This window comes from Maribacter litoralis (assembly GCF_003075045.1).
Taxonomy (GTDB): domain Bacteria; phylum Bacteroidota; class Bacteroidia; order Flavobacteriales; family Flavobacteriaceae; genus Maribacter; species Maribacter litoralis.
In genome coordinates, this window is record NZ_QCZD01000001.1 from 836,820 (window position 1) to 849,061 (window position 12,242).

The following is a 12,242-nucleotide window of genomic DNA, read 5'->3' on the forward strand; positions in this document are numbered from 1 at the left end:
TTTATAAAAAATTAAGATTTACCAAAACCTAGGCATATATCATACCTCCATCAATAAGATGTGTGCAACCCGTAATATATTTACTCTCATCTGATGCCAGAAACAAAGCAAGTTCAGCTACTTCTATTGAGGTGGCATATCGACCAAAAGGTACTGTAGCCGTAAAACCATCTTTAACAGCAGTGGGACTATCAGGAGACATATCACTTTCAATTCTTCGCATCATTTCATTATCCACAGGACCTGGATGAATAGTATTGACCCTTATATTTCTAGATGCATTTTCTGCAGCCGCAACTCGCATTATACCTACTACGGCATGCTTCGTAGCTACATATGCGCCCAAACCTGCAAATCCTTTTAAACCTGCGACAGATGATGTAATTATAACGCTACCGCCCTCTTCCATTTTTGGGACAATATATTGACAGCCCAACCAAACACCTTTTAAGTTTACCGCAACTACCTTGTCAAACACTTCTTCCGGATATTCTGAAATTGGGCTTGAAGTGCCTTCTATACCTGCATTGGCAAAGAAAATATCGATTTTACCAAAAGTCTCTAAAGCATGGTTTAAAAACCGTATAGTATCTTCCTTCTTAGAAACATCAGCTCTATAGTAAGATACATTATTATTAATGAGTTTAGTACGTGCTTCAATTATGGCCTCTTCATTATTATCTACCAAAACCACTTTCGCACCTTGTGCCAAGAATAGATTTGCCGATGCCATACCAATGCCACCCGTACCTCCTGTTATTACTACTACTTTACCTTTTAATCTGTTCATCTTTACATATTTTTTTATTGTAGAATCACCATTCTTTTATAAATGTAAATTGTTGAACAATAATATTCTATGACGAATATCAGCAATCGACAGGATCTAGTTTTTCTTCTATTAAATTACTTGCATTTCAGGTTTAGCTCATGATATTTATCATAGGATTTTTTTATGCACTCCTTTACTTTTAAATCATCAATAAAAGATAAGCCATGAAAAATATTCTCATACCCACTGACTTCTCTAACAATGCCGATCACGCCATCTCGTATGCGTTGAACATATTTAAATGCGAACGCGCAAATTTTTACTTTTTACATGCATATGCCGATGAAGTTTACGGACCATATCATAAAGTAGATCCAGAAACTTTTGAAGAGCAGAAGAAGATTATTGCTGATGATTCTGAGAACAAACTGAACAAGCTTGTGACCGAAACCCAAACTAAAACGCATAACCCTTTACATAAATATGAAGCAGTACCCGCTTTTGAATCTTTGGTAGATGCCTTGAACAACTTTGCCGATCTAAAAAATATAGATCTTATAATAATGGGAACCAAAGGTAATACCGCCAGCTCTAAAATAACTTTTGGCAGCAACACCGTACAAGTTTTCAAATATGTAAAATGCCCCGTATTGGCAGTCCCTGACGAATATGATTATAGCCAACCTAAGAAAATACTTTTTCCCAGTAACTACATGATACCGTACAAACGAAGAGAATTGAAGTTGCTGGATATTTTAGCGGGAGAGTTTAAGGCTGAAGTTCATAGCCTGTATATTTCTGATTTTGTTGATTTGAGCCATAGGCAGTTGGACAATAAGAAGTTCTTGGAAGAATCTCTACCACACGCCAGGTTATCATTTGTAACCATAGGTGTAGAAAATAGGGCTAAAGCCATCTCAACATACATTGCCGATTATAATATGGACCTTTTGGTTATGGTAAATTCAAGACACTCCTTTCTTGAAGATATGCTTTATAAATCCACTATTGATGAAATCGGTCTTTCGTCTACCATACCATTTTTGGTCATGCAAAACCTTTCTCGATAACTAAACTTCTATTGCTATGAAAAAGATATTGATTACAACAGATTTCTCGGATAATGCATGGAACGCTGTTTTTACGGCATTAAAAATATATGCAGAAATAAATTGTCATTTTTACCTACTACATGCTTATGAGCCTACTCCACTAAATTTAATGGGTTCTAAAAGTCAGCAAAGACTTGGTGTAATCTATGATTCGCTTTCAAAATATTCGGCACAAGAGTTAAATGAAACCAATACTTACCTTAAAGCACATCATAATAATCCAAAGCATCAATTTACCACAATATCAAAACCGGGAAACCTTGAAGATTCCGTAGCATCAGTTATCTTCAAAAATGATATAGATTTATTGATTATGGGTACCCAAGGGGCTACAGGTGCCAAAGAAATATTCTTAGGCAGTAATACGGTAAAAGTATTGAACCAAATAAAAAATATTCCCATTATTGCAGTACCTACTGGGTATAATTTTCAAAGTTTGAAGTCCATACTTTTCGCCACCGATTTTAGTGATTCTTACAAGAAAAACCTATTTGACCCCATTATTGAACTTAGCAAAATTTGGAATGCCAGTATTGAAGTAGTTCATGTAGCTGTAGATTTTTATTTGAACGACCACCAAGATGCCCATAAAGAAGTTTTAAAGGAACGGTTATCTGGGTTTGATATTGAATTTAAGAACATACCTTTTGAAATCAATACTTCTAAGAGTATTGACTTGTATGCCAAAGACAAAGAGTCAAGCTTCTTAAGCATTCTAAGACATCAGCATACTTTTTGGGAGAAAGTTATTGGTGAGGCTGTTGTAAAAAAGATAGCTTTTCATTCAAAAATACCCGTCCTGTTCCTACCCCAATAGTATCGCATCTTTTCTAATATCTAATCCATTACAATGAAAAATATCTTAATACCTACAGATTTCTCTGACAATGCCTGGAATGCATTAGTTTACGGAATTTCTTTCTTTAAAAAGACACACTGTACATTTCATATAGTACACATAAATTCTATTAACACCAATGCCAGCGGAGAAGCTGCTATGTACGTATCTCCAGATATTTTAGAAAAAACGATACTGGCAGAAAGTAAAGAAAAACTTAAGGCTCTCAGTAAAAAAATTGAACAGCTACCATTAAACGTTAAGCACGAATTTCACTTTAAAGCTATTTATGGCTTTTTCACAGATCAGCTTAAAGAGTTCGTTAAAAAAAAGAATATTGACCTTATCATAATGGGTACAAAAGGAGCTTCTGGTCTAAAATCTGTTTCTATAGGTAGTAATACAGGTAATGTTATAACCAAAGTGCCCTGTACACTAATGGCCGTACCAGAAGATGCTACCTATGAGAAAATTGAAGAAATTGGCTTTCCGTCTGATTTAAATTTATTCTATGATGTAAGAATACTAGATATCATTAAAAATATCATTCTCTTGAAAAAATCTGCTTTGAGATTGTTATATGTTTCTAGTAGAGGGGAAGAACTAAATGCCAATCAAATAAAAATAAAAAACTTATTACTTGATTATTATAAAGAAACGGAATGTACTTTTCATGAAGTTACCGGCAAGCATATAGATGAGTCCGTTCAATGTTTTACAGAAAGTAGAAATCTAGATATGTTGATAATGGTCGCCAAAAACATTAATTTTCTAGAACGAATTCTATTTAGACCAACAGTTGAAAAAATTAGTTACCATACCAAAGTGCCATTTCTGGTTATACATGAGTAACAGAGAAGGTTTTATAGCAGAAAAACTTTAACGATGTTCATTTATTGCCAATCTAATATCTTCAATGGGCATAACACCTGTATGCCTCCACAAGGGTAAACCGTTCTTAAATAATACCAAGGTAGGTACGCCCTTAATTTTATATTTTTTTACGATTGCCTTTTCTTCCTCTACATCTAATTCAAGACTATTGATCGCTGTTGCCCCTTCTTCTACTATTTTCTCCACTGTTGGTCTCATAAGTTTACAGGGCACACACCAAGATGTATAAAAATACACCAATGTGGGATTTTCCGAGGCTATGGTCTTTTTAAAAAGCTTTCTCATTACACACTAGTTTTATACTATATAATAACCAATTAAATACTTTTCAATACTGACGAATATCATACTATAATCTACCTAATGAAGGTACCTTTATTATATTAAATTATAGTATTATGACACGTATTTTACTACCTACAGATTTTTCTGAAAACGCATTGACCGCTATACGCTATGCTCTTACACTATACAAAGATCTTAAATGCACATTTTTTCTATTGAACAGTTACATGCCGCCGGTATACCACACGGAGTATTTAATGGGTAGTCCGGCGCAAATTGGTCTTGGAGATATTGTACAGCAGAACTCACAAGACAATCTTAAAAACCTTAAAGAGAAATTATTAAAAGAATTTGATAATCCTTTACATACATTTATTACCCATTCTGCACTAAATGTTCTTTCTAGCGAGGTAAGCAGAACGGTAGAGGCTGAAGATATTGATATCGTTGTTATGGGTACCCAGGGCGCTACTGGTGCTAAAGAAATATTATTGGGCACCAATACGGTTCATGTCATCAAAAATTCTAAATGCCCCGTTTTGGTCATTCCTTCAAAATTTGAATATGAAGCTCCAGAACAAATACTTTTTCCTAATGATTATGAAGTATCACTAGATAAAAACAGCCTGTCTCAGCTTTTAAAAATTGTAAATTCTCATATATCTCAAGTTAACGTAATGCATGTTTATACAGGCGATGACCTAACTACGGTTCAACAAAAAAATAAAGAAAAATTAGCCCAAGTATTATCAAAAAATGCATTTTTTCATGAAGTATCCAGCAATGAAATTATCGCTGCAATCAACGAATTTCAAGTAAAGCAAAAAATAAACTTATTAGTCATGGTACAAAACAAGCATACCTTTTTGGAACGTTTGTTTATTGAGCCTGTAATCAAGAAAATTGGATTTCATGTTACTGTTCCATTCCTTATAATTCCACAATAAAATTATGAATATCAAAAATATACTTGTCGCAACAGATTTTTCGAATGAAGCCTATAACGCGCTTTTTTATGCTACCCAGATTTTTGCGTCAACAGCATGCACATTTCATATAGTTCATGCCTATGATGATATAATTTTGAGTGCAAAAAACGCGCTATTTACAGGTAAGAAAGAGATGGAGCATTTACAAAACCAATCTCAAGAAAACTTGACGAAAACAGCACATAAAATTGTACTTGACACCGGTAATGAAATACACAAATTCAATACCATTTCTAGTAATGGTAGTCTTGCCAGTGTAATATCCAAAACGATAGATACTCATGATATTGATTTGGTAGTTATGGGTAACAAAGGTAAAACGGGCGCCAAAGAATTATTTATGGGCAGCAATACCATTCAAATTGCCAATACTATTACTACATGTCCCATTCTGGCCATACCTAGAGAGATTGCCTTTAAACCTATTGAAGAAATCGCTTTTGTTACCGATTATAAAAAAGGATGTACTAAAAATTCGATTTCTATGCTGTTAGATATCGCGTCAATTTCAGATGCTTCAGTTGCAGTTCTGCATATTAATGAAGAGGAATTAATGACTTCTAAACAGGTATCCAATCAAAAACTATTAGATAAATGTTTAGGGCAAATGCCGCATAGTTATGATGAAATTTGGAACTATGCCGATAAAGCGAATGTCATTCAAGATTTCATAGCTGAAAGAGAAATCAACATGTTGGCAATGGCGTATCATAGAAGAAAATTCTTTGAACGTTTTTTACATGAGCCCGTAATTATGGATTTAAGTATCTATGCCACTATTCCGTTTCTGATTCTACCTGTACAAGACTGATATTTATCATAGTGATTGAGTTAACTGGACAATATATTTATAGAACAATCTAAATCATTTAACAATGAACAAGCGTATTTTAATACCTACCGATTTTTCTAAAAATGCTTTAAACGCAATTAGATATACTGTTGATTTGTACGCCAAATTAAACTGTGACTTTTATTTTTTAAATGTATTCAGTTTTGAAAAGTACACTACCAATAGCTTAAATATACCAGAAGAAGGGAGCGCCGTATATGAGCAAGCAAAAGAGGATTCTGAAAAAAACTTTGTGAAGCTATTAGATACCTTGTCCTTACACCCAGAAAACCTAAAGCATAATTATTATACCGAATCTACATCTAATTTTCTATCAGAAGCTATAAAGAAAATTATAAATGAAAAAAACATTGATTTGGTGGCTATGGGAACAAAAGGGGCTACCGGATCTAAAGGTGTGTTATTTGGTAGTAATACTGTAATCGCAATGGAAAAAATCAGGGAATGCCCTGTGCTTGCAATACCTGAGCACGTATCATTTATGTCTCCTAAAGAAATTGTTTTTCCTACAGATTATAAAGATGTATATAAAAGATCCGAATTTAGATACCTTATAGAATTGGCTAATATGCATCATGCTGAAATTGCCATTTTACATTTAGAAAAGAATAAAGAACTTACTAAAACTCAAGAGAGCAACAAGCAATTATTATCTTTAATATTAAGTGAGACCGCACACCAATTTCACACACTTACAGAAAAAAATCTAGGTAAAGGTATACAGAGCTTTGTTGAAAGTAGAGAAAGCGACATGGTGTCTTTCATAAACCGTAAACACTTCTTTTTTGGAAATGTTTTCTCTAAACCATTAATTAAAGAGATTGGTTATGATAGTGATGTTCCCATACTAGCATTACATTAAGATGCTTTAGAATTGATACGTACCTACACATAAAATTATCATAACATATTTTAGACATCCTTGGTTGGTTGATGTCTAAGGTTAAACCGTCAAGGAATTCGCTTCATTGGCGGTTTTTTTAAACAATTCATATGGATACAATTTCTAGCTTATTAGAGAACCCTACCCTAATTAAAATGATCAAGTTAATTGCGTGGATTCTCTTTATAGTTTTTATTATCGGTTTTATCAGAAAATCGCTTAAAAAAAGAATAGAAGATATTTCTATAAGGTACAAGGCGCAAAAAGGTGTTGAAATTATAGGTTACGTACTTATTATTTTCTTAGTTCTAATGGCATTTACTATTGATAGCATTAAAGATTACACCATAATTATCGGCTTATTTACCGCTGGTATCACTTTTACCCTGCAAGAATTGATACTTAGTATTGCAGGCTCTTTCTATATATTTTTTGTTCGCGTGTATAAACCTGGCGACCGTATTGAAATCAATAATATAAAAGGTGATGTTATTGACATGGACAGTATTTACACCACTATTATGGAAATGGGAGAATGGGTTAGCAGTGACAACTATTCCGGTAGAATTGTAAAAATCAGTAATGCTTTTGTTTTTAAAGGTCCGATAAAGAATTATTCAATGGATTTTCCTTTCGTTTGGGACGAATTGAACATTCTCATCACTTATGGTTCTGATACCGAACTTGCCAAAACCATTATGCTGAATACCGCCAATGAATTTTTATCTGATTACACAGAAAAATCGAAAGCTAAATGGCAACAAATGGTCGCTCATTATTATATAGAAGATGCAACGATCGAACCAACAATAGCCATGAACCTTACCGATAATTGGGTACAATTAAATTTAAGGTATATAACAGATTATAAAAGAAGAAGAAATACAAAACACACGCTATTTCAATATATTGAAATAGCGATTTCTAATACAAATGGTAAAGTAACTCTAGCTTCTACTACATTACAATTACTAGAGGTACCACCGCTTAATGTTAATTTAAAAAAGTAATATGGATACTAAAGAATCTATTGACATTATCAAATCTTCAGGACAGAAAATGAAGTTCTCATTAGACAAACTTCGTAACTCTCTTAAGCACAGTGGTGCAAACCATGAACTGGTAGAAGAAATTGTTAGTAAGGTATATGATGAACTTTTTGAAGGCATTACCTCTAATGAAATCTATAATAGAGCATATTCGTTGCTTAAAAAAAACAAGTCCGTATTCGCCTCTAAATACAAACTAAAAAAGGCAATCTATGAATTGGGACCAACTGGTTTTCCTTTTGAACGTTTTATAGCCGCTATATTGCAATTTTCAGGTTATGAAGTTGACGTAGACATCATATTAAATGGTGCCTGCGTTACCCATGAAATTGATGTTATTGCAGAAAAAAATGGTTCGGCAACTCTTATAGAATGTAAATTTCATAATGAAGAAGGACGTAATTGCAACGTTAAAATTCCGCTTTACATACACTCCAGATATAATGATGTAAAAGCACACTGGATAACAAATAAAAATAGCAAACCATTAAATAAAGGTTGGGTAGTTACAAACACCAGATTCACTGAAGATGCCTTAACCTACGGTAAATGTGCAGACCTCTATCTTTTAAGTTGGGATTTTCCAAAAGATGACGGACTAAAAGACAGAATTGATAGGCTTGGACTCTACCCTATTACGGTTTCTAGCTTGTTATCTAAACGAGAAAAACAATTTCTATTAAGCAGAAATGTGGTACTGTGTAGACAACTTGTAAAAGACAAATTTTACCTGGATCACCTTGGTATTTCTACCGAACGAAAATCCAAAATTTTAGACGAAATCTCACAACTTTGCAAAACTCAATAACATGAAAAAAGTACGTATAAAATTTTTAGGCGCTTCTGGTACGGTTACAGGTTCTAAATTTTATCTAGAAACTCCTGAACTGAATATCATGATAGATTGTGGCATGTTTCAAGGTCTTAAAGAGTTACGTAAAAAAAATTGGGAGCCTTTATCTATAGACGCTAGTAAAATAGATGTGGTATTGCTAACACATGGTCACCTAGACCATACCGGGTACTTACCACGATTGGTAAAAGAAGGTTTTAAAGGAGATATCATAAGCACCCTCCCTACTTTAGCCGTTGCTCGCGTTATTTTGCTTGATAGTGCCAAAATACAAGAAGAACAAGCTAAAAAGGCAAATGAAGAAGGCTTTTCTAAACACCCTAAAGCGCTTCCCTTTTATAATATTATAGAAGCTGAAAAAACCATTAGATTATTCTCTGGAAGAAAAAGAGATGAATGGATTCAGCTTTCAGAGAACATTCGCTTTAAATATAGATATAACGGTCATATCATTGGTTCCACTTTTATTGAATTGGAGATTTTCGGAAAAATGTTCGTTTTCTCTGGTGATGTTGGTAGGTTGAACGATGAGTTATTAATGCCTCCAGAAAGACCTGAATGGGCAGATTATTTATTTTTAGAAAGCACCTATGGCAACAAACTACATCCTAAAGAAAACATTACTGAAATTTTAAGTGATCTGGTTCAAAAAACCATTAACGAACGTGGTACGTTGATCATACCATCATTTGCTGTTGAAAGATTACAATTGTTAATGTTCTTGTTTTGGGATTTATATAAAAAGAACAAAATACCCAACATACCCATTTTTATAGATAGCCCAATGGGTAGTAATGTTCTAGATGTATTTGGGCAATTTACAGATTGGCATAAGCTTAGCCAGAGCGATTTTAAAGCTATGTGCAATCACTTTACCATTACATCATCATACGCAGATACTTGGAAAACTATAGATGACCCAAGACCTAAAATTGTAATTGCAGGTAGCGGCATGGTTACTGGCGGCCGCGTACTCACCTATTTAAAACAGTTGATAGATGAACCCAAAACAAAGGTTCTATTAGTCGGTTACCAAGCGGAAGGTACACGTGGTCGGCAATTGTTAGAGGGTACGCATGAACTTAAGCTCTTCGGCAAATACTACCCTGTAAAAGCTAGTATTCATTTTATTGAAAGCCTTTCTGCTCATGCAGACCAAGCAGAACTTCTTCATTTTATAGATGGTATTAAAAATACCCCGGAAAATGTTTTTCTAATTCATGGTGAACCAGGCGCCTTAGATGCTTTTAAAGTAAAAATAAGAGATACCAAAGGGTGGAACTGCCATATACCCAAATTAGAAGAAACTATAAATCTATATATATAATCGGCTTTTTTTGTCAGATTGTACTTTTCTTAAACTGACTATCGTCATATTTACGACATTGCCAATGTAGTATCTTCGACATATATAAGAAAATAAAAATACCTGCCCTATGAAAAAGTTGATCGTGCTATTCTCATTGATATTGATGGGTTGTTCATCCATTAGCTTAGTAGAAAATTGGAAAAACCCCGATATCGTTTTGTTCAATGCCAATAAAGTACTACTTGTAGGTATGGCACAAGATGAAAATAATAGAGAGCGTTTTGAAACAAAATTGCAAAAAGAATTTACCGATAGAAATGTAGAAGCATGGAGAAGCATTGATATTTTTGATTTATCGCTAACCGATTCTCGCAAGACCGAAAAAGAACTAGATGCAGTTGAACAAAGTTTACTGGACAAAGATTTTGATGCTATTCTATTAACAAAAATTACCGGTTCTGAAAATCGTGAAAGTTTTATGAAATCAATATCACGGTGGGATGACCACCAATCAAGGTTCAATGATGATTACTTAGAACATCAAGGTATCTATTATGATGATGATTACTATGAAAAATTTACCGTTTACCATGCAGAGACTACACTATACTGTATTTGCGAGGGTAAAGAAAGGGCTATGATCTGGCGAGGTATTATTGAAATTACCGAACCGAATAACATTGAAAAAGCGATTAAAGATTATGTACAATTAATTATTGTGGCAATGGAGGATCAAGATTTGGTATTTACTTCTCAAATTGAATAAAAGGATCCAATTAAAACAACGGACTAAGCACTCTGCCCACGCCTTCTTTAAGCTTTTTGCTCCATGGTCTTTTTATAAATTCATCATAGATTAATTCGTTACTGATAAGGCAGTCGTTTAGAAAATCTTCTTTCAATTGTTTGGCAATTTGTTTGTGATACATAATTGCATTTACCTCATAATTTTGCTCAAAGCTTCGGTCATCTAAATTTGCCGTACCAATTGAGGATACGGTATCGTCACTTACCATAATTTTACTATGTAAAAATCCGTCAGGAAATAAGTATATTTTAATTCCCGCTTTCAAAAACATTTCAAAATAAGAATGAACCGACCAACTAACCACTTTGTTATCAGCTTTTTCAGAAACAAGTAACCTTACATCTACTCCACTTAATGCAGCCGTTTGTAATGCCCTTATCAACGCTTGCCCTGGAATAATATAAGGGTTTGTAATATAAATATAGTTCTTTGCGGTGTTGATAATAGTAAAATAGGTTTGCTCCAATGCCGGGAAATCATCATCTGGTCCACCAGCTACAATTTGTACCAGCTCATTGGAGACAGGTTGTTTTGCGTAACTCTTGGGTTGTTCTATAGCTTCTAGTAATTTTGTACTTACCAAATACCAATCTGTCATAAATACTTGATCTAATTGAGCTGCTGCTGGACCAACAAGTCTTAAATGCATATCATGCCATTTACCTAAACCTACTTGACCTTTTAAATATTTATCGGAAACGTTGATACCACCGGTAAATGCAATTTCACCATCTACGACGATTATTTTTCTGTGATTTCTAAAATTCAATGAGTAAAAATACCTGCCGAATTTAAATGGTAAAAAAGAATATACTTCTACACCGATTTCTATAAGTTTCTTTAGGTATTTTTTGCTCAAAGAGAAACTGCCAATACCATCATATATTAACCTAACCACTACCCCTTGGACAATTTTCTTCTCAAATAAATCTAACAACCTGTTCGCCAAATCGCCTTCTTCAAAAATATAATACTGAATATGAATACGTTGCTTTGCACTTTCCAATGCTTTAAAAATGGTTTCAAAGGTTGTTTTACCATCTTTTAATATGTGCAGTTCGTTTCCGGTAGTTGGTGGAAATTGAGCGTTTTCATAGTTTAATGTAATTAGCTTTTTATATTTACCGTCAAACACATCGATGTGTTCTAAACTAGGTTTAGGTTGCTTATTGAACAAATCTTTCTCTTGTTGAATAAGCTTGTATTTTCTTCTATTTCTACCCAATAGTAGATAAAGAAAAATACCTCCCACGGGTAACGCAAAGATTGCTAAGAGCCATGCCAAACTTTTAGATGGCTTAGCTCCGTAAAGTAAAATGGACAGCACAATCGACAAAGCAACAATTACGTAAATACCAATAAATATTGAAGTCCACATGGTTATATTGATTTAAAAAACCACTTTATAAATGGTGGTTTTCTGCAAAGTGCAAAATAATAGTCTATTTCTATAAAAAATATGATAAATATTAGGGCGTAGTCTTCCCATTTTCTGCTTCCTACAGCTTTCATCAAATATTCAACAAAGTGAAGGCTATCGCCTTTTCTTTTTTTCCAATTGTTTGCGTGAACTATATTTAATGCACTTTAGCAAAAC

Annotated in this window: 13 protein-coding genes; 10 read left to right on the forward strand and 3 right to left on the reverse strand. The window is 33.8% G+C overall.

The window, feature by feature from the left end; all coding sequences use genetic code 11:
- Positions 1-28: 28 nt before the first annotated feature.
- The gene (locus DCS95_RS03965) at positions 29-790 is read right to left on the reverse strand and encodes an SDR family NAD(P)-dependent oxidoreductase (protein ID WP_116769525.1); all 762 of its coding nucleotides are present in this window, start codon (positions 788-790) and stop codon (positions 29-31) included.
- Between the two features lie 206 nt (positions 791-996).
- On the opposite strand from DCS95_RS03965, the gene DCS95_RS03970 reads away from it, so the two are divergent.
- Genes DCS95_RS03970 through DCS95_RS03980 form a run of 3 tightly spaced genes read left to right on the forward strand, consistent with a single transcriptional unit; the run spans position 997 to position 3,574 of the window.
- Positions 997-1,842: a universal stress protein gene (locus tag DCS95_RS03970; protein WP_116769526.1), complete on the forward strand. Its 846-nt coding sequence runs from the start codon at positions 997-999 to the stop codon at positions 1,840-1,842.
- A gap of 16 nt (positions 1,843-1,858) precedes the next feature.
- Entirely contained in the window at positions 1,859-2,701 is an 843-nt protein-coding gene (locus DCS95_RS03975; RefSeq protein WP_116769527.1) for a universal stress protein, read from the forward strand.
- 33 nt (positions 2,702-2,734) lie between these two features.
- Complete coding sequence (locus tag DCS95_RS03980) at positions 2,735-3,574, forward strand: universal stress protein (RefSeq protein WP_116769528.1); 840 nt, start codon at positions 2,735-2,737, stop codon at positions 3,572-3,574.
- A 27-nt stretch (positions 3,575-3,601) separates the two neighbouring features.
- On the opposite strand, the gene DCS95_RS03985 is transcribed toward DCS95_RS03980, so the two are convergent.
- Complete coding sequence (locus tag DCS95_RS03985) at positions 3,602-3,901, reverse strand: thioredoxin family protein (RefSeq protein WP_116769529.1); 300 nt, start codon at positions 3,899-3,901, stop codon at positions 3,602-3,604.
- 113 nt (positions 3,902-4,014) lie between these two features.
- On the opposite strand from DCS95_RS03985, the gene DCS95_RS03990 reads away from it, so the two are divergent.
- The 7 genes from DCS95_RS03990 (at position 4,015) to DCS95_RS04020 (ending at position 10,603) form a co-directional block, all read left to right on the forward strand.
- On the forward strand, positions 4,015-4,848 hold the full coding sequence (locus DCS95_RS03990; protein ID WP_116769530.1) for a universal stress protein: 834 nt from the start codon (positions 4,015-4,017) through the stop codon (positions 4,846-4,848).
- Between the two features lie 4 nt (positions 4,849-4,852).
- On the forward strand, positions 4,853-5,701 hold the full coding sequence (locus DCS95_RS03995; RefSeq protein ID WP_116769531.1) for a universal stress protein: 849 nt from the start codon (positions 4,853-4,855) through the stop codon (positions 5,699-5,701).
- A gap of 64 nt (positions 5,702-5,765) precedes the next feature.
- Positions 5,766-6,605: a universal stress protein gene (locus DCS95_RS04000; RefSeq protein WP_116769532.1), complete on the forward strand. Its 840-nt coding sequence runs from the start codon at positions 5,766-5,768 to the stop codon at positions 6,603-6,605.
- Positions 6,606-6,736: 131 nt separating this feature from the next.
- Positions 6,737-7,636, forward strand: coding sequence for a mechanosensitive ion channel family protein (locus tag DCS95_RS04005; RefSeq protein ID WP_116769533.1), 900 nt, complete (start codon positions 6,737-6,739; stop codon positions 7,634-7,636).
- Position 7,637: 1 nt separating this feature from the next.
- On the forward strand, positions 7,638-8,483 hold the full coding sequence (locus tag DCS95_RS04010; RefSeq protein ID WP_116769534.1) for an ATP cone domain-containing protein: 846 nt from the start codon (positions 7,638-7,640) through the stop codon (positions 8,481-8,483).
- A gap of 1 nt (position 8,484) precedes the next feature.
- On the forward strand, positions 8,485-9,855 hold the full coding sequence (locus DCS95_RS04015; RefSeq protein WP_116769535.1) for an MBL fold metallo-hydrolase RNA specificity domain-containing protein: 1,371 nt from the start codon (positions 8,485-8,487) through the stop codon (positions 9,853-9,855).
- Between the two features lie 109 nt (positions 9,856-9,964).
- Positions 9,965-10,603: a hypothetical protein gene (locus tag DCS95_RS04020; RefSeq protein WP_116769536.1), complete on the forward strand. Its 639-nt coding sequence runs from the start codon at positions 9,965-9,967 to the stop codon at positions 10,601-10,603.
- A 10-nt stretch (positions 10,604-10,613) separates the two neighbouring features.
- Here DCS95_RS04020 and cls read toward each other — a convergent pair whose 3' ends face one another.
- Positions 10,614-12,023, reverse strand: a complete 1,410-nt coding sequence (gene cls / locus DCS95_RS04025; protein WP_116769537.1) for a cardiolipin synthase — start codon at positions 12,021-12,023, stop codon at positions 10,614-10,616.
- Positions 12,024-12,242: the final 219 nt, after the last annotated feature.